At 71.9% G+C, this 16,609-nt stretch carries 15 protein-coding genes and 1 pseudogene; 1 reads left to right on the top strand and 15 read right to left on the bottom strand.

Annotation, left to right across the window (positions count from 1 at the left end):
• Window position 1: 1 nt before the first annotated feature.
• Genes GTO19_RS00260 through GTO19_RS00250 form a run of 3 tightly spaced genes read right to left on the bottom strand, consistent with a single transcriptional unit; the run spans window position 2 to window position 2,628 of the window.
• On the bottom strand, window positions 2–862 hold the full coding sequence (locus GTO19_RS00260) for a MipA/OmpV family protein (RefSeq protein ID WP_291016411.1): 861 nt from the start codon (window positions 860–862) through the stop codon (window positions 2–4).
• Complete coding sequence (locus tag GTO19_RS00255; protein WP_291016408.1) at window positions 859–1,416, bottom strand: hypothetical protein; 558 nt, start codon at window positions 1,414–1,416, stop codon at window positions 859–861. Before GTO19_RS00255 ends, GTO19_RS00260 begins: the two co-directional genes overlap by 4 nt.
• Before the next feature lie 18 nt (window positions 1,417–1,434).
• The gene (locus GTO19_RS00250; RefSeq protein ID WP_291016406.1) at window positions 1,435–2,628 is read right to left on the bottom strand and encodes a DUF4382 domain-containing protein; all 1,194 of its coding nucleotides are present in this window, start codon (window positions 2,626–2,628) and stop codon (window positions 1,435–1,437) included.
• A gap of 119 nt (window positions 2,629–2,747) precedes the next feature.
• Between GTO19_RS00250 and GTO19_RS00245 the strand changes: the two genes are divergently transcribed.
• A complete protein-coding gene (locus GTO19_RS00245) occupies window positions 2,748–4,295 on the top strand; it encodes a CYTH and CHAD domain-containing protein (protein ID WP_291016403.1) in 1,548 nt (515 codons plus the stop codon).
• A gap of 22 nt (window positions 4,296–4,317) precedes the next feature.
• Here the strand turns inward: GTO19_RS00245 and GTO19_RS00240 are convergent, their stop codons facing one another.
• The 12 genes and pseudogenes from GTO19_RS00240 to GTO19_RS00185 all read right to left on the bottom strand — a co-directional run.
• Window positions 4,318–5,406, bottom strand: a complete 1,089-nt coding sequence (locus GTO19_RS00240) for a DUF1513 domain-containing protein (RefSeq protein WP_291016401.1) — start codon at window positions 5,404–5,406, stop codon at window positions 4,318–4,320.
• A complete protein-coding gene (locus GTO19_RS00235; RefSeq protein WP_291016398.1) occupies window positions 5,396–6,421 on the bottom strand; it encodes an imelysin family protein in 1,026 nt (341 codons plus the stop codon). The genes GTO19_RS00240 and GTO19_RS00235 overlap by 11 nt, the downstream gene beginning before the upstream one ends.
• Window positions 6,421–7,812: a di-heme oxidoredictase family protein gene (locus tag GTO19_RS00230; protein ID WP_291016449.1), complete on the bottom strand. Its 1,392-nt coding sequence runs from the start codon at window positions 7,810–7,812 to the stop codon at window positions 6,421–6,423. The genes GTO19_RS00235 and GTO19_RS00230 overlap by 1 nt, the downstream gene beginning before the upstream one ends.
• 68 nt (window positions 7,813–7,880) lie before the next feature.
• Complete coding sequence (locus tag GTO19_RS00225; RefSeq protein WP_291016396.1) at window positions 7,881–9,035, bottom strand: imelysin family protein; 1,155 nt, start codon at window positions 9,033–9,035, stop codon at window positions 7,881–7,883.
• 383 nt (window positions 9,036–9,418) lie between these two features.
• On the bottom strand, window positions 9,419–10,144 hold the full coding sequence (locus GTO19_RS00220; RefSeq protein WP_291016393.1) for a GntR family transcriptional regulator: 726 nt from the start codon (window positions 10,142–10,144) through the stop codon (window positions 9,419–9,421).
• A 24-nt stretch (window positions 10,145–10,168) separates the two neighbouring features.
• Window positions 10,169–10,852 carry an isochorismatase family cysteine hydrolase gene (locus tag GTO19_RS00215; protein WP_291016390.1) on the bottom strand — a complete coding sequence of 228 codons (684 nt, stop codon included), beginning with the start codon at window positions 10,850–10,852 and terminating at the stop codon, window positions 10,169–10,171.
• Entirely contained in the window at window positions 10,852–12,435 is a 1,584-nt protein-coding gene (locus tag GTO19_RS00210) for an ABC transporter ATP-binding protein (protein WP_291016387.1), read from the bottom strand. Before GTO19_RS00210 ends, GTO19_RS00215 begins: the two co-directional genes overlap by 1 nt.
• Window positions 12,432–13,121, bottom strand: a complete 690-nt coding sequence (locus GTO19_RS00205) for an isochorismatase family cysteine hydrolase (protein WP_291016385.1) — start codon at window positions 13,119–13,121, stop codon at window positions 12,432–12,434. Before GTO19_RS00205 ends, GTO19_RS00210 begins: the two co-directional genes overlap by 4 nt.
• Window position 13,122: 1 nt before the next feature.
• Window positions 13,123–14,043, bottom strand: a complete 921-nt coding sequence (locus GTO19_RS00200; protein WP_291016383.1) for an ABC transporter permease — start codon at window positions 14,041–14,043, stop codon at window positions 13,123–13,125.
• Window positions 14,040–15,149, bottom strand: a complete 1,110-nt coding sequence (locus GTO19_RS00195) for an ABC transporter permease (protein WP_291016380.1) — start codon at window positions 15,147–15,149, stop codon at window positions 14,040–14,042. The genes GTO19_RS00200 and GTO19_RS00195 overlap by 4 nt, the downstream gene beginning before the upstream one ends.
• Window positions 15,150–15,162: 13 nt before the next feature.
• Window positions 15,163–16,281, bottom strand: coding sequence for a BMP family ABC transporter substrate-binding protein (locus GTO19_RS00190; protein ID WP_291016377.1), 1,119 nt, complete (start codon window positions 16,279–16,281; stop codon window positions 15,163–15,165).
• A 59-nt stretch (window positions 16,282–16,340) separates the two neighbouring features.
• A pseudogene (locus tag GTO19_RS00185) lies at window positions 16,341–16,609 on the bottom strand (amidase family protein); the annotation flags it as partial.

Below are 16,609 nucleotides of genomic sequence, written 5' to 3'. Positions count from 1 at the left end.
CTCAGCGATTGCGATACGCCAGCCCCACCCCCGCGCTGTAGGTGGTGGGCCTCGTGGCCAGCGGGCTGCGCCGCGCGGCGCCCTGCAACTGCGCCACGCCCAGGCCCGCGTAGCCCACCCAGTGCCGGTTCAGCGCCGAGGTGATGCGCCAGCCCATGGAGAGGCTGTCCCAGCCCGAGCCGATGGCATACGCCGGCAGGCCGGTGGCCGCGGCGCCTTCGGGGCTGATGCCGTAGTGCGTCTGGCGGAATCTGCCGTTGGCCCAGCCCGCGCCGAACGACAGGTCCCAGTGCGTGTCGCGCGAGATCCGGTAGCGGTAGTTCAGCCCCGTGTCCAGGCGCAGGCCGCCATCTCGGCCCAGCAGGTCTTGAGAGGCCCGGCTGGTCAGGCTCCAGCGCTCGCTGAGCGAGAGGCCCAGCGTGAGGCGGCCGCGCACGGTGGCGCGCACCTTGCCCAGGCCGTGGAAGCGCGGGTCTTTCTCGTCGCGCCAGTCGCGGCCGTCGTCGATGGCGAGCGAGGTGTTGAGCGAGACCTTGTCGCTGCGCGCGAGCTGCGTGCTCACGCCGCTGTCGACCGTTTCGCGGCCCTGGTTGAGCAGGGCGCTGGCGCCGGAACTCGCGAAGCGGAAGCGCCCGAGCTGGAAGGCCCAGATGCCACCGAACGAGATTTTCTGTTCTGCCGTGCCCAGCGGGTTGGCTGAGGAGCCGATGGCCGCGCCGACGAGGTAGTCGCGGCTGGCCTGCAGCGCCACCTCGTCGCGCGGTGCCTGGGGTTGCGCGGCGGCCGGTGCCTCGCCGCGTTCCTGTGCGAGGCCGCTGGTGGCGATGAGGGCCAGCGCCGCGGCGGCCAGCGGGCGCTTCACAGCCGGCTCAGGTCTTCGATGGCGTCGATCACCATGCCCGTGCCCACGGCGATGAGCAGGATGTCGGTGGCCACGCGCACGTACTTGTGGCCCGCGGGCGGCACGCCCAGGCGGATGGAGATGGCGTCGGGCACCGGGTAGTAGATGACGTCGCCCGGCAGCGGCGCGCCGCGGCGCCACTGCTTCGCCTGCCCCGGCGGCAGGCAGCCGTTGTTCTTCTTGGCCAGGCCGGGGGGGCAGTTGCCGGCGCGAAAGCGCGGCTCGTAGTAGTCGACGACGGTGCGGCGCTGCGCGTCGGTGAAGTAGCCACCGATCTGCACGTTCACCGAAATGTCGGTGCGGTCGCCGCCCGAGGGGGCGTGGCGCGCGCCGCTGTCGCGGTCACCGCCGCCGCCGCCCTTGTGCGGTTTGCCGCCGCCCTTGGCCTTTTCTTCCGCCTGGCCGTGCTTGCCACCGCCGGCGTGCGGGGGCTTCTCGGCCAGCGCGGGTGCGACGGCCAGCGCCAGCGCGGCGCTGAGCAGGAACGGGGAGAGGGAGCGATGAAGAAGGGGCATGGCGTGGGGCTCTGCGGTTCAGGGGAAAACGAAATCCTGGTCGACGGTGTCGCTGTCGCTCACCGCCAGGTGATCGGCGGTCTTGCTGACGCCGCCCGTGGTGGCGCGCACGGTGAAGTTGCCCGCGGCGCCGTTGTCGTCCGAGAAGCTCAGCGCGCCGCCGGCGGCGTGCTGGGCCACGCGCGGTGCGTCCACCGCCAGACCGGTGAAGGCGTATTCGCCGGTGATGGCGTTGACCGGGCGGTTCACCAGGGTGATCGTGTCTCCGGCGGTGAGCGTCTGGCGCACGGCCACGGACGCCTCGATCTCGGCGGGCACCGGCGTGATCGACACCTGCCCGGCGAAGATGGCCGTGCCCGAGGCCGGCGGGTCGATGCGCTGGCCGGCGGGTGCCGCGCGCACGAGCTGTCCGTCGAACACCTGCACCTGGCGCACCGCGGCGGTGGCGTACCCCGGCGTGACCACCACCAGCGTGTACTGGCCCGGCTCCACCGGCTGCAGTTTGAAGAGGCCGTTGGCGTCGGCCACGGTGGCGCGGCGCACCTCGCCGTTCTGCTGCAGCGACACGCTGGCACCGGCCGTGGCCGCAGCGATCGAGACCTCGCCGACCACGCCGGTTTCCACGCGCGGCAGGGTGCGCAGCACGGGCTTGAGCAGGTACTGGCCCGAATGGCCCGCCATCACCACCGATTGGCAGGCATCGAAGTCGATCACCACGTCGGTCAGGCCGTTGGGCTGCACGGACAGACTGGTCTGCACCTTCAGACCCGACTGTTGGCCGCTGGGCGTCTTGAGCGGCACTCTCACGCCCGGGTTGCCGCTGAGCACGATCCAGTTGCGGTCGGCCTGTGCGCCGGTGTTGGCGGCCAGCACCAGGCGCAGCCGGGTGTAGGTGCCGGCGGGCACCAGGGTCTGGCCCAGGTCGAGCAGGGCGCCATTGGTGTAGTCCAGCAAGTTGATGGTGCGCGGCGGGCTCACGGGGATGGACCGCCAGGCCGGGTCGTTGTCGGGTGCGTCTGCGGTGTGCACGCGCACCTCGCTCACGGTGACCACCACCTCGTCGTAGCCGCAGGCGGGGTTGTCGGTGAGCGCCACGCGCAGCGTGCCGCTGCCGGTGTCGCCGGCCCCTCCACCGCCGCCGCCGCAGGCCGCCAGCACGGCCACCAGTGCCACGCCCAGCGCGGCGCGCATCCGATACATCGTCTTGTTCACGCTCGTCTCCAACGACGTCGCACCGTGGGGTGCGCGGACGTGCATTGTTGGCCGAGGTAGCGCCACCGTCGTTACCGGTTGTAAGGTGCGGGCTGAAGAAGCTGTGATCTCATCGCCCCATGCCCCAGGAAACCGAAATCAAGCTCGCGCTGCACCCGGCGGACGCCGGGCGTCTGCTGGCGCACCCGCTGCTGCAGGCGCTGCCGCGCGTTGGCCAACGCCTGCACAACACCTACTTCGACACGCCGGAGCTGGCGCTGCGCGAAGCGCGCATGGCCCTGCGCGAGCGCCGCGTGGGCGAGCGCCACTGGCTCACGGTGAAGACCACCGGCAGCACCGTGGGTGGCCTGTCGCAGCGTGGCGAATGGGAGGTGCCCAAGCCACGCGGCAAGCCGGACTTCGCGCGCATCGTGGACGACCCGGCGGTGGCCGAGGCCCTGCAGGCCTGGGCGCCCAGGCTGCGCGCGGTGTTCCGCACGGACTTCGTGCGCCGCGCCGCGGTGGTGGATCACGCCGGCGCGCGCATCGAGCTGGCGTTCGATGAGGGCGAGATCAGCGCGGGCAGCGGCCGGCGCGCGCGCCGCGAGCGCCTGCTCGAGGTGGAGCTGGAGCTGCTGGACGGCCCGGTCGATGCGCTGTTCGACCTGGCGCACACGCTGGTGCTGGGCCCCGAGGGCCAGACGGCGCGCGCGCTGCGCCTGCACCCCGAGCCGCGCAGCAAGGCCGAGCGCGGCTACACCCTGTTCTCGGGCCAGGCGGCGCAGGCCCGGCGCGCCATGCCGCTGGCGCTTTCGCCCGACATGGATGTGCGCCAGGCCTTCCAGGCCGCCGGCCTGGCCTGCGTGGCGCACCTGCAGGCCAACGAGGCCGAGTCGCGCGCGATCGCCGGTCTGCCGCCCGCCGCCGCGCCCCTGCCCGACCCCGAGTTCGTCCACCAGATGCGCGTGGCCCTGCGGCGCCTGCGCACCGGTCTGCGCCTGTTCCGCGGGTACCTGCCGCCGCGTTGGGTGTCGCACTGGTCCGCGCACTGGAATGCGCTGGCCGACGTGCTGGGCACCGCCCGCAACTGGGACGTGTTCGCCACCGAATGGCTGCCCGAGCGCCTGCCCGAGAGCGACACCCGCGCCGAGGCCAAGGCTCTGCGCGCCTGGGTCGATGCGCAGCGCCGCGCGGCCAACCTCGCGGTGGCGCGCGCCCTGGCGGAGCCGGCGCACGCGCTGGCCCTGCTGGCCTTCACGCGCTCGGCCTTCGCGCTGCCCGTGTCGGGCAAAGGCGTGAAGCTGCCGCGCTGGGCCGTGGCCACGCTGCGCACCGGCCACCGGCGGCTGCGCGAACAGGCGCGCGACGCACGCCGCCTTGGCCCGGACGGCCGCCACGAGCTGCGGCTGGCGCTCAAGAAGCTGCGCTACACGCAGGAATTCCTGATCGGCCTGCTCGACCCCAAGCGCGCCGCGCGCAGCACCGCCACGCTGGCCGATGCGCAGACCCTGCTGGGGGAGTTGAACGACCTCGCCACCGCGCAGGCCCTGCTGGAGCAGGTGCCGACGGCGGTGGCGCCCGCGCTGGTGGCCACCCTGCAGTCGGGCCTGCATGCGCAACTGGAGGCGGGCCTGCTGGCCCTGCCGACGATGGAGACCGCGCTGGAGCGTGCGCCGCTGCCCTGGTGAGGCGGCCCGGACGGCGCGCCGCTCAGGCGCGCGGCGCGCTCACCCAGTGGTTGTCGAGTTGCAGCGCGGCGGGCCAGTCGCGCCGCCGGCCGTCGTCCCACATCGCCGCCGCGCCGCCGGCCCAGGCGTGCCCGGCTTGCGCGGCGAGCGCACCCGCCGACGGCAGGACGACCCGGTCCGCGATCGCGCCGTCCGGCGCCAGCGCCAGCAGCGCGTTCGCGCGCGTGGCGCTCAGCCAGAAGCCACCGCCCCCGCGCGCACAGATGTCACCGCCGTAGCCGAGCGCGCCGGCCATGGGGGGCGATGCCTTCAAGGCGCTGCCGTCCCAGGTGGCCAGCAGCGGCGCGTCGCGGCGCGCGGCTTCGTCCTCGTGTTCGGCTTGCAGGGCGATGCCCACGCGCCGGCTCACCGGGTCCCAGGCGAGGTGGCGCACGCTCAGGCGCGGGTCGTGCAGGCGCCACTGGCCCAGCAGGGCGCCGCTGGCGGGGTCGAGCGCGACCAGCGAGGGATCCATGCGGGAGAGGTCGCGGTGGCTGCGCCCGGTTTCGCTTTGCGTGGGGATGCCGCCGTTGGCCACCAGCAGGGTGCCGGCGGGGAAAGGTCCCAGGGCCTCAGGCAGCACCAGCATCTCGTGCGGGTCCATGCCGTGCGTGGCCCACTCGCCGGTCTTCTCCAGCGTGCGCGCGTCGCGCCGGCCGATCAAACCGCTGGCGTCGGCCTGGTCCGTCTCGGTGGTCCACACCGAACGCCCGTCGCTCGAGGGGAGCACGTGGCCATTGAGCCGGCGGTCGTCGTCCACCCAGTGCCACTGCGGCTCGCCGCCCCCGGGGCGCCAGCGCAGCAGCCAGTCGCCCGGGCGGCGCGCGGCCACGAGCACGCTGCCATCGGTGTCGAGCGCGAGTCCGTGCGCGCGGGTGGGCAGTTCGATGCGCGCGTCCACGCGCGCGCCGTCAGCGCCCAGGCGCAGGCGGCCAGCGTGGTAGCGGCCTGCTTCGGCCCAGCTGGCCAGGAGCTCGTCGGACTCGCCGGCTTGCACCGGTGGCCAGGCCATGGCGCCCAGCAGGGCGAGCAGGGCCCGGCGTGTGAGGCCGGCGCGGGCGTCAATCTCCATCGGCACTGGAGAACCCCAGGTTCACTTCAAGACTGCCGGCGACTTCGGCTTGCATCATCGTGGTCAGTTTCTTGAGGGTGCGCGCCGTGGCGTCGACGCTGGCGGGTTTGCCGGGTTGCAGAGACTGCATCGCGCGGTCCGCCTCATCCACCGTGGCGCGCCAGCGATCGGCCAGTGCGATGTGGCCGCGCCCGCGCAGGTAGCTCTCGATGCTCACCGGGCCCGCGCCGAGGGCGGGCGCGCCGCTGTCGGGCTGGCGCGCCAAGGCGCGCAGCTCGGCCCAGCCGGCGGCCCAGGCCGCGCCGGTCTGGCCGCTGGGCTGGCGCGCGAACTCCGGCGCGGCGCCGCGCGTTTCCGCTTCGCGCAGGGGCTTTTCCATGCCCATCCAGCGCAGGCGCTCCAGTCCGCCGAGCCATTGGTTGATGAACTCCACGAAGGCCGTGACGGCGGCTTCCTCGTCGGGCGGCGTGGCGGCCAGGGCGTCGAAGGCGGCGCGCAGGGCATCTGCCTCGCGCTGCACCTCCTGGGCGGCCAGCACGGCGTAGGTGCAGGCCCCGCTGCGCGGCGCGGCGGGCGCCGTCCACAGCAGGTGCTCGATGGCGGGCAGGCCCTTGGCCGGCGTGCCCACGCGCACCATGTCCTCCAGCGTCTTGGGCTCGCGCGCGAGCATGCGCCTGAGCAGCTCGGGCCGCAGCGGCTGGAAGTCGATGGCGCGCAGCGAGCGGCGCTCGATCAGCGGGCCCACGGCCACGGCCGCCAGGCGCTCCCAGGCCAGCGTGGTCTGCGTCCACGCGGCGCGCGCCGGGGCCAGCGCGGTCGGGCCTTCGCAGTGCGCCTGCAGCGCCTGCACCAGCGCGGGCGCTTGCGTGGCGAAGGCGCGCGCCAGCGGTGCCGTGTGCTCGCGGTACAGGGCGGACACCGCGTCGGGCGGGTAGTAGTACGGGGCGGCGGCCTGCGCCCACAACGCGCCAGGCGCGCCGAGCAGCAGGACGAGTGTGGCGGCACGCCGGTGCATCAGAGACTCTCCACGAACTTCACCAGCGCCTGGCGATCGGCCTCGCTGAACTTCAGCACGCGCTGCTTGCTCTCTTCGGCCTCGCCGCCGTGCCACAGGATGGCCTCGAGCACGCCATCGGCGCGGCCGTCGTGCAGCAGGCGCGTGTGGCCGTTCACGTCCTTGATCAGGCCGATGCCCCACAGCGCCGGCGTTTTCCACTGCCGGCCATTGGCCAGGAAGTCGGGCCGGCCATCGGCCAGCGCCTCGCCCATGTCGTGCAGCAGCAGGTCGGTGTAGGGGTGGATGGTCTGGCCTTGCAGGGCCTTGCTGGTGAGGTGCGGGAAGGGTCCTTCGGCCGTGGTGTAGCTGGGCCGGTGACACACCGCGCACTGCGCCTGCGCGAACAGGGCCTGGCCGCGCTGCACGGTCGGGTCCTGGGCGTTGCGGCGCGCGGGAGGCGCCAGCGTGGCCTGGTAGAAGACCACCTCGCCCAGCGTCTTGTCGTCGATCTCGGGTTCGTCCGGCGTGCCGCCATGCGGCGCCGCCAGGCAGTCCTTCTGCGTCGGCGTGCAGGTCTGCTGCGGGTGCTGGGCCGAGGTGATGCCGATGTCACCGTGGAAGGCCCCCGCCGTCTGGTGCGCGATCGTGGCCACGTTGGCCTTCCAGCCGAAGCGGCCGACCATCTCGCGCTGCGCGAAGGCGTCCCACACGCGGTTGGCCTGGCCCTTGATGGGCCCGGGCAGGGCGGCCTGCGCCTCGGCATTGGCCAGGATGTCGCGCTCGGCGATAGCCTCCAGCAGGCCCACGCCGATGACCTGCGGCGCGATGCGCGGGCTCAGCATGGCACCCTGGGCGAGCGGGCCGTAGGCCAGGCGGTCGATGATGTATTCGGGCTTCTGCAGCGTGTAGGGCGTGCCGTCGGCGAAACGGCCCTTCACCGCCGCCCAGCGCAGGCGAACGCGCGCTTCCGGCTTGACGTTCTGCACCGCCGAGGTGTTGAGCTGGTCGCCGTACACGGGGTCGTGGCGGGGGCCGCCCTTGGCGTCCGTGCCGGGCACCGACAGGCGCATCAGCAGCGCCAGCGGCTCCTCGTCGGAAATGCCGCGCTTCCACGGCGGCGGCTCACCGCGGCCGTCGAACAGGTGGCAGGCGCCGCAGGAGCGCGCCACGAAGTGCGGACCCAGGCCGTCGCGCGCCGTGGTGCTGGCGGGCGACTCGACCCAGTTGCGCTTGAAGAAGGAGTTGCCGATGACGAAGCGCGTGCGTTCCGGGTCCGTCAGGTTGGCGGCGGGGAAGGAAAACGCGTTCTTGCCCGTCGCCCAGACCGTGGTCTCGCCGCCGGTCTTCTCGCCCAGCGGATCGGGGGCCACATCGGCGGGGGCGGCGGTCTGCGCACCGGCCTGCCCCATGTGAAGCGCAGCGGCCATGGTGGCCGCCGCGATGGCGGTCAGCGCAGCGGCCGTGAAGGCCGCGCGCCTCACGGCTGCACCAGCGTGAGTTTCTTGATGCCCACGGCCGCGGCGGCCGCCACGATGTCGTTGGACTGCTCCGTCAGGCTCTTGATGGTGGCCTCGATCCTGGGGCGGCCCGCCGAGCCGGCGATGATGGCGCGGTCGAAGGGCGCGGGAATGGCCTCGGCCGCTTCCACGGAGCTGCGGATCTGCTTCGAGGTCTTCTCGGCCAGCGCGGCGTCCTTGGCGTTCACCAGGTCGCGCAGGCTGGGGCCTTGCAGCGTGCTGCCGTCGGCGCGCACGTAGCGGCCCAGCCAGACGTTCTCGATGCCCTTGGCGTTGGTCGCGGCGTCGCGGTGGGTGTTGTCGGAGAAGCAGCTGTGTTCGTCTTCCTGGTCCTGGCTGGCCAGGGCCACTTCCAGGCGCTCGCCGGCCAGTTCGCCGCGCGAGAGCGAGCCCATGGCCACGAACATCTTGCGCAGGGACTCGTTGCCGCCCTTTTCGAACTTGGCGCGGTAGTTGTTCTTGGCGCCGGGCGCCCAGGCCTTCACCAGGCCGCTCAGGTCGTCGACCAGCAGTTCGGTGACGACGTTGAGGTACTGGCGGCGGCGGTCGGCGTTGGGCGCCTTGCCGTCCACGAAGTCCTCGAAGCTGCGGTTGCCCGGGCCGGTCTCGGACAGGTCCTGGCCCCAGAGCATGAATTCGATGGCGTGCCAGCCGGTGGCGATGTTTTCCTCACCGCCCTTTTCGTTCATGGCGGCCAGGGCCTTCTTGGTGAGGGCCTGCTTCTTGTTGTTGACGATGCCGGCGGTCTTCTTGCCGTCGATGTAGTCGACGTAGGACTCGTCCATGGGCCAGGCGTTGAGCTGGCCTTCGGGGCCGTTGTCGTTGTCGATGGGGCCGCCGTAGAAGCGGAAGGCTTCGGTCTGGCCATAGAACTCGCGGGCGTCGAGCCAGGCCTTGCGGGCGGCGTCCTGGGTCTGCTGCGAGGGCGCGGCGGTGAAGGCCTTGACGGCGGCCTGCAGGGCCTTGGCGGCGTTGAGCGTGTCCTCGTAGTTGGCGTGCACCAGGGTGGCGTAGTGGGCGGCGACGCTGGCGGGCGTGGCGGCGGTCTGGGCGTGCAGGGGGGCGGCCAGGCTCAGGGCGAGCACGGTGGCGGCGGCGAGGGGCTTCAGGCGCATGGCGATTTCTCCAGGACAGAAGGGGAAACGCCGAATTCTAAATGCAAATAATTCTTAACATTGATGTGGGTTGGGCGTGCTTGGGGGATTCTTTTTTCCTGTTGCTCCGGCTGCTCCGGCTTTCTCCGGCTGATCCGGTCGTCGGCGCTCGGGTGTCCGGCTCCGCGACTGTCCCCCGGAGCGAAGCGCTGGCGCGCTCCGCTCCTCCGCCTTTATGTCGCTGCGCCGGACACCCGAGCGCCGACGACCTCGTTGGCACTCGGTCTGTGGGCGCGCCACTGCTTCTTCGGCTCGCGGAGCAGTGCACCCAGCGTCCGCGAGCTTCGCGAGGTGCAACGAGCGAAGTGAAGCGCTACGCGAGCCCAGCCGCAACAAGGCAGAAGTCAGCCCACCCCCGTCTGCCGCGCCAGAAACACCTGGTGCAGGGTGATCTTGCGCACCTCCACCTGGCTGGTCTGGATGTGCGTGCGCAGCAGCAGGCTCGCCCGGTCGGCGTTGCGCGCCAGCACGGCGCGCAGAATCTTGGCGTGCTCGTCGTAGGTCGCGTCGATGCGCATCTGCTTCAGAAAGTCCAGCCGCCGGATGATGCGGATGCGCTCGGTCACGTCCTGGTGCACGCGCGCGAGTTCGTCGTTGCCTGCCGCGCGCACCAGCGTCTGGTGAAAGGCCTCGTCCATCGCCGCCACCGCGGCCGCGTCGCTCTCGCGCTCGGTGGCCGGCACCAGCCACAGGTCCTTCAGGCCCTGCAACAGCGGGCCGGGCGGGCCCTCGTGCGCGCACAGGCGCTGCACGGCCGCGGTCTCCAGCAGCATGCGCAGGTCGTAGAGCTGGTCGAAGCGGTTGAAGTCGAAAGGCAGCACGCGCCAACCGGCGCGGAACAGCACCTCCACGAAGCCCTCCTGCTGCAGCCGGATCAAGGCCTGGCGCACCGGCGTGCGCGACACGTGCAATCGCTCGCAGAGTTCGTTCTCGGTGAAGCGGTCGCCGGGCAGCAGGTGGAAGTCGGCGATGTCGCGCTTGAGCTGTTCGTAGACCTCGTCCGCGCGCGAGGGCGGCGTCGCGGCGCGCGTGGCGTGGGGAGTGGAACGACGTTTGCTGGTGGTGGGCACGAAGGCACTCTAGCAGTGTGAGGGTCAGCGCCCTGATCGCACGGGCAGCGCGGGCAGCGCGGCCAACAGCGCGGCGCTGGAGGCGGTCCAGCCGACGATCGCGCCCTGCGCGCGGACCATCTCCAGCGTGGCGCGCTTGAAGTGCGGGAAGTAGCTCTCGGTGCAGTCCTCCAGCAGCAGGGCGTCGAAGCCCCGGTCGTTGGCCTCGCGCATGCTGGTCTGCACGCAAACCTCGGTCGTGACGCCCATGAACACGAGCTGCGTGACGCCGGCCTGTTGCAGCAGGTTGTGCAAGGGCGTGGCGTAGAAGGCGCCCTTGCCGGGTTTGTCGAGCACGATCTCGCCGGGCCGCGGCGCGAGCGCCTCGATGATCTGGTTGCCCGGCTCGCCCGCGATCAGGATGCGGCCCATGGGACCCTCGTCGCCGATGCGCAGCGTGGGGCTGCCGCGCAGGCGCTTGGCCGGCGGGCAGTCCGACAGGTCGGGGCGGTGCGCCTCGCGGGTGTGCACCACCAGGCCGCCCGCGCGGCGCCAGGCGTGCAGCACGGCCTGGCAGGCGGGCACGATGGCCTGCAGCAGCGAGACGTCGTTGCCCAGGGTCTCGCCGAAGCCGCCGGGCTCCACAAAGTCGCGCTGCATGTCGATGATGACCAGCGCCGCGTGCGCGGGATCGAATTCGAAGGCGAAGGGTTGGGCAGGAATGTTCATCAATGTCCGCCGCCCATGTGGGCGCCCAGCGTTTGCCGGTCCGCTTGAGCGGCCGGGGTTTCAAAGGCGATGCCGCCCCCGCTCATCACCACGATGCGGTCGGCCAGTTCCAGCAGCTCGTCCAGGTCTTCGCTGATCAGCAGCACGGCGCCGCCCTGGCGCTTCACCTCCCGCAGGCGGCCATGGATCTCGCGCACCGCCGCGAAGTCGAGGCCGAACACGGGGTTGGCCGCGATCAGCACGCTGATCTGCCCATGCAGTTCGCGCGCCAGCACCGCGCGCTGCACGTTGCCGCCGGAGAGGCTGCGGATGGGCGCGTTCTCGCCCTGGGTCTTGATGCCGTAGTCGGCGATCCACTCGCGCGCGCGGCGGCGCCATTCGCTGAAGCGCAGCCGACCGCCCGCGCACAAGGGCGGACGGTCGAAGTCGCGCAACGCCATGTTCTGCGCCACCGACAGATCGCCCACGCAAGCGCTGCGCAAGGGCTCTTCGGGCAGGCTGCGCACCTTCAGGCGGTGGTTCTCCTCGCGCCGCGCGGCATACGGTTCGCCCTGCACACGCACGCGGCCGGCGGCGCGTGCGCGCTGGCCCACCAGCGCCTCCACCAGCTCGCGCTGGCCATTGCCGGACACGCCCGCCACCCCGAGGATCTCGCCTGGCGCCACCGACAGGCTCAGGTCGCGCACGGCCAGCGTGCCGCGATCACCCATGGCGCTGAGGCCCTGCACCTCCAGCGCGGGCGGGGCATTGCCCGGGGAAGCGACCGCGGCAGACACCATCGCCGCGTCGGCGTCGACGACCTCGCTGGGCGCCTCGGCGCCGCCCACCATGGCCTGCGCCAGCTTCGTCGGGTCGGTTTGCGCCACGGCCGCGTGGTGCACCGCCTGGCCGCGCCGCAGCACGGTGACGTCGTCGGCGTAGGCCATCACCTCACGAAACTTGTGCGTGATGATGACCACCGTGCACAGCCCGCTCAGGGCGAAGCCGCGCACATGGCCCAGCACCTCGTCGGCTTCCTGCGGCGTCAGTACCGAGGTCGGTTCGTCCAGGATCAGCAGGCGCGGCTTGAGGAAGAGCTGCTTCAGCAGTTCGAGCTTCTGCTTCTCGCCCGCGGCCAGGGCCTGTGGCTTCGCCTCCAGGTCGAGCCTGAACGGCGTGGTGTCGAGAAACGCGGCGAGCCGCTCGCGTTCGCGCCGCCAATCGATGCGCGCGGGCACCCGGCCGCCCGCCAGCAACAGGTTCTCGGCTACCGTCATGCCCGGCGCCAGCGTGAAGTGCTGGTACACCATGCCGATGCCCAGTTCGCGCGCGACCACCGGGTTGGCGATGGCCTGCTCGCGCCCGTCCACCAGCACGCTGCCGCTGGTGGGCCGCTGGAAGCCCGCGACGCACTTCACCAGCGTGCTCTTGCCCGCGCCGTTCTCCCCCAGCAGCGCGTGCACCGTGCCGGGCGCCACCTTCAGGTTCACGTCGCGCAGGGCGTCGAATCCGCCGAAGCGCATGCCCAGGCCGCAGGTCTCCAGCGACATGGCACCGAGGCCGCGTGGCAGCGCGCCAATGGGGGTGGCGGGCGCGTCGATCATGCGATCGCTTCCAGCACGGCCAGCGAGGGCGCGTGCACGCCGAACACGCCGCCTTGCATGGTGATCATCTTGAGCGCGGCCTCGTGGTTGCCCCGGTCGGTGGCGGCGGTGCAGTCCGACAGCAACAGGCACTCGAAGCCGCGGTCGTTGGCCTCGCGCATGGTGGTGTGCACGCACACGTCGGTGGTGATGCCGGCGAGCAGCAGGTTCTCGATGCCGCGCGTGCGCAGGATCAGTTCCAGGTCCGTCGCGCAGAACGAGCCCTTGCCGGGTTTGTCGATCACCACCTCGCCCGGCAGCGGCGCGAGTTCGGGAATGATCTCCCAGCCCGGCTCGCCGCGCACCAGGATGCGGCCACAGGGCCCGTCGTCGCCGATGCCCACGCCATCGGTGCCGATCTGGCGCGAGCGCCAGCGCTTGTTCGCGGGCAGGTCCGACAGGTCGGGCCGGTGGCCTTCGCGCGTGTGCATCACCGGGTAGCCGGCCGCGCGCATCGCGGCCATCAGCCTTTTCAGCGGCTCGATCGGGGCGCGCGTGAGCGAGATGTCGTAGCCCATCTTGTCCACGTAGCCACCTTCGCCGCAGAAGTCGGTCTGCATGTCGATGACGACGAGCGCGGTGTTCCCGGGATGCAGGTCGCCGTTGTAGGGCCAGGCGTAGGGGTGGGCGTCGACGAAGCGTTCCATGTCAGCGGTTCGATGAGAGTTCGGTGGGACTGCCGGGCACCACCTGGCCGGGTCGGCAGGTGATCACGAGGATCAGCAGGGTGAGCAGGTAGGGCACGGTGTTGAAGAGGTGGTAGCCCCAGCCGATGCCGACCGATTGCAGGGCCGGCCCGATGGCGCCCGCGCCGCCGAACAGCAGCGCGGCACCCACGCAGCGCAGCGGGTGCCAGCGCGCGAAGATCACCAGCGCCACGGCGATGAGGCCCTGGCCGCTGGAGATGCCCTCGTTCCAGCTGCCCGGGTAGAACAGCGTGAGCGAGGCGCCCCCCAGGCCCGCGATCGCGCCGCCGGCGGCGGTGGCCGCGATGCGGATGCCCGGCACGGAGTAGCCGAGCGCGCGCGCGGCGTTGGCCGAGTCGCCGGCCAGGCGCACCAGCAGGCCGGCGCGCGTGTGGGCAAAGGCCCACCACAGCCCGCCCGCGAGCGCGATGCCGACGGGCAGCAGCGGGTTGATCTGCAGGGCCGAGCGCACGGCGGGCGAGTCGCTCCAGAAGCCCAGGGGTATGGCGGGCAACTGCGCCGCCTGCGGCTGGATCAGCGGCTTGCCGAGGTAGAAGGCCAGCCCCATGCCCAGCAGCATCAGCGCGATGCCGGTGGCGATGTCGTTGACGCGCGGCAGCGAGCACAGCAGGCCGTGCAGCGTGGCCAGCAGCGCACCGACCACCGCCGCCGCCAGCACACCGACCCAGGCCGAGCCGCTGAGGTACGAGGCGCCGAAGGCCGCCATGGCCGACAGCACCAGTACGCCTTCGAGGCCCAGGTTGATGCGCCCGCCCTTTTCGGTGAGGCACTCGCCCAAGCTCACGAACAGGAAGGGCACACCCACGCGCAAGGCGCCGCCGACGATGCCCGACAACAGGATGAGCCACTGCTCCGCTGTCATGCTTGGTCTCCCGTGCCGGGCCGCGGCGCCAGCGGGGGCAGTGGCATCGGTTCGGACGGCCCGAAGCGACCGAAGAGCGCGAGGAAGCCTTTCCAGTCGCGTTCGCGCAGGGCCTCGCTGGCCAGGATGAAGACGAAGGCGATGCCCTGCAGCAGCAGCACCGAGGCGTCGGGCAGGCCCAGGCGGCGCTGCAGCAGGCTGCCGGCCGCCCCGAACCCGCCGAACAGGATGGCCACCGGGATGATGGCCAGCGGCTGGTGGCGTGCGATGAAGGACACCAGGATGCCCGCGTAGCCGTAGCCGGCGATGAGGGCCGCGTTGGCGCTGGTGTGCACGGCGGCCACCTCGATGGCGCCCGCCACGCCGGCCGCCGCGCCGCCCAGGGCGCAGGCCAGCGCGATCAGGCGCGTGGCCGGCAGGCCCACCAGTTGCGCGGCGCGCGGGTTGCCGCCCACCACGCGCACCGAAAAGCCCGAGGGCGTGAAGCGCAGCCAGAGGCCCGCCACCGCGCAGGCCAGCACGCCCACCACCAGTCCCCAGTGCACGTCCGAGCCGGCGATGGTGCCGATGAGCAGGCCCTCGTCCAGCGCGGGCGTGGACGGCTTGTTCAGGCTCGCCGGGTCGCGCAGCGGCCCCTCCACCAGGTGCTTGAACAGGCCGATGGCCACATAGGCCAGCAGCAGGCTGCTGATGGTTTCGTTGATGCCGCGGTACTGGCGCAGCCAGCCCGCCAGCGCCATCCACAGGCCGCCGGCCAGCGCGCCGGCCAGGCACGCCAGCAGCGTGCCCGCCAGGTTCGTGGGCAGGGGCAGCGCGTGCGCCAGCGCGGCGCAGGCCAGGCCGCCCAGCACCAGCGCGCCCTCGCCGCCGATCACGATGAGGCCCGCGCGCGCCGGGATCGCCACGCACAGCGCGGTCAGCATCAGGGGCGCCGCGCGCTGCAGCGTGTTCTGCCAGGAAAAGCTGTCGCCGAAGGCGCCGCGAAACAGCAGCACCCACACCTCCACCGGGTCCACGCCGGCGAGCGCGACGATGCCGCCGAACACGCCCAGCGCCGCCGCGATGGCGCCGGCGGGCAGGGCGATGCTCTCGATGGCGTTGCGCATGGCCGTGTCGGTGTCAGACGCTGCCCACCACGCCTTCCACGAGGTAGTTCATCTTTTCCAACTCGAGGTCGGTCTGCTTGAGCACCTTGCCCGCCGCGATCGGTGTGCCGCCCTTGTTGTCCTTCAACGGTCCCTTGAAGATGTCGAAGCTGCCCGCGCCCATCTGCGCCTTGATGCCGTCGGCCTGCTTCTTCGCCGCGTCCGTGACCATGGGCCCGTAGGCCGAGGTCTTCACGAAGCCTTCCTTGAGCCCGCCGCGAACGAAGTTGGGGTGCGGCTTGCCGCTGCGCGCGGCCTCGATGAAGGTGGTGTACGCGGTGAGCCAGTTCCACTCCGCGCCGGTCAGGTAGGCGTTGGGCGCCAGCCTGGCCTGGCTGGCGTGGTAGCCGCAGACCATCTTGCCGCGCTTGGCCGCGGTCTCCACGATCACCTTCGGGCCATCGACGTGCATGGTGAACACGTCCACGCCCTGGTCGGCCAGGCTGTTGGTGGCCTCGGCCTCCTTCACCGGCATGGACCAGTCGCCCGTGAAGATCACCTGAGTGGTGATGCCCGGCTTGACCGAGCGCGCGCCCATGGTGAAGGCGTTGATGTTGCGCAGCACCTGCGGGATGGGCTTGGCCGCGATGAAGCCGAGCTTGTTGCTCTTGCTCATGTGCGCGGCGACCACGCCGTTGAGGTACTGGCACTCGTCGATGTAGCCGAAGAAGCTGGCGGTGTTCTTCGGGTGCTTGCCCTCCGTCCACATGCCGCCGCAGTGGGCGAAGCGCGCGTCGGGGTACTTGGCGGCCACGGCGAGCATGTGCGGGTCGAAGTAGCCGAAGCTGGTGGGGAAGACCAGGCTGGCGCCGTCCTGCGCGATCATGCCCGTCATGCTGCGTTGCACCGCCGCCGTCTCGGGCACGTTCTCTTCCTCGACGACCTTCACGCCGGCCATCTTCTTGAGCTGGGCCGCGGCCTCGGCCTGGGCCTGGTTGTAGCCATAGTCGTCGCGCGGGCCGACGTAGATGACGCCCACGGTGATGGGCTTCTGCGCGAAGGCCAGCGGGCTGGCGAGCACGCCGGTGCTGGCGGCGCCCAGCGCGGCCAGGGTCTTGATCGAATCGCGGCGGTTGGGAGAGAACGGCTTCATGGGAACGCTCCTGGAGGAAGGGGTGGGGTTGAACGCGGCACGAGGAAATCCTTGGGCCGTCACGGCACCGTGGCCCGCACGGCGGCCACACGGGCCTGCTCCAGTGCGTGGCCCGCTCGCAGCGCCAGGTCCTCGCGCCAGGGCGCGGCGATGAGCTGCACGCCGATGGGCAGGCCGTCGGTGCCCGACGGCCAGAGCGGCGCAGCCACCACAGGGCAGCCCGCGAACGAGATGGGTTGCGTGAGCAGGCCGATCGAGGGCCGGCAGGGAAAGCGCTGCCCCTTGATCTCGATCCACTCGCTGCCCAGCGCGGGCGCAGCGACCGGCG

The sequence above is a fragment of the Hydrogenophaga sp. genome, from assembly GCF_011772445.1.
In the GTDB taxonomy this organism is placed as follows: domain Bacteria; phylum Pseudomonadota; class Gammaproteobacteria; order Burkholderiales; family Burkholderiaceae_C; genus Hydrogenophaga.
The sequence above is the reverse complement of the archived record's forward strand: the minus strand, read 5'-3'. Positions and strand labels throughout refer to the sequence as shown.

Coding starts and splice junctions, on each gene's coding strand:
- GTO19_RS00240 (WP_291016401.1), bottom strand. CDS start 5,406: ATGGAGATTGACGCCCGCGCCGGCCTCACACGCCGGGCCCTGCTCGCC.
- GTO19_RS00245 (WP_291016403.1), top strand. CDS start 2,748: ATGCCCCAGGAAACCGAAATCAAGCTCGCGCTGCACCCGGCGGACGCC.
- GTO19_RS00195 (WP_291016380.1), bottom strand. CDS start 15,149: ATGCGCAACGCCATCGAGAGCATCGCCCTGCCCGCCGGCGCCATCGCG.
- GTO19_RS00255 (WP_291016408.1), bottom strand. CDS start 1,416: ATGCCCCTTCTTCATCGCTCCCTCTCCCCGTTCCTGCTCAGCGCCGCG.
- GTO19_RS00215 (WP_291016390.1), bottom strand. CDS start 10,852: ATGAACATTCCTGCCCAACCCTTCGCCTTCGAATTCGATCCCGCGCAC.
- GTO19_RS00200 (WP_291016383.1), bottom strand. CDS start 14,043: ATGACAGCGGAGCAGTGGCTCATCCTGTTGTCGGGCATCGTCGGCGGC.
- GTO19_RS00235 (WP_291016398.1), bottom strand. CDS start 6,421: ATGCACCGGCGTGCCGCCACACTCGTCCTGCTGCTCGGCGCGCCTGGC.
- GTO19_RS00190 (WP_291016377.1), bottom strand. CDS start 16,281: ATGAAGCCGTTCTCTCCCAACCGCCGCGATTCGATCAAGACCCTGGCC.
- GTO19_RS00205 (WP_291016385.1), bottom strand. CDS start 13,121: ATGGAACGCTTCGTCGACGCCCACCCCTACGCCTGGCCCTACAACGGC.
- GTO19_RS00230 (WP_291016449.1), bottom strand. CDS start 7,812: ATGGGGCAGGCCGGTGCGCAGACCGCCGCCCCCGCCGATGTGGCCCCC.
- GTO19_RS00225 (WP_291016396.1), bottom strand. CDS start 9,035: ATGCGCCTGAAGCCCCTCGCCGCCGCCACCGTGCTCGCCCTGAGCCTG.
- GTO19_RS00210 (WP_291016387.1), bottom strand. CDS start 12,435: ATGATCGACGCGCCCGCCACCCCCATTGGCGCGCTGCCACGCGGCCTC.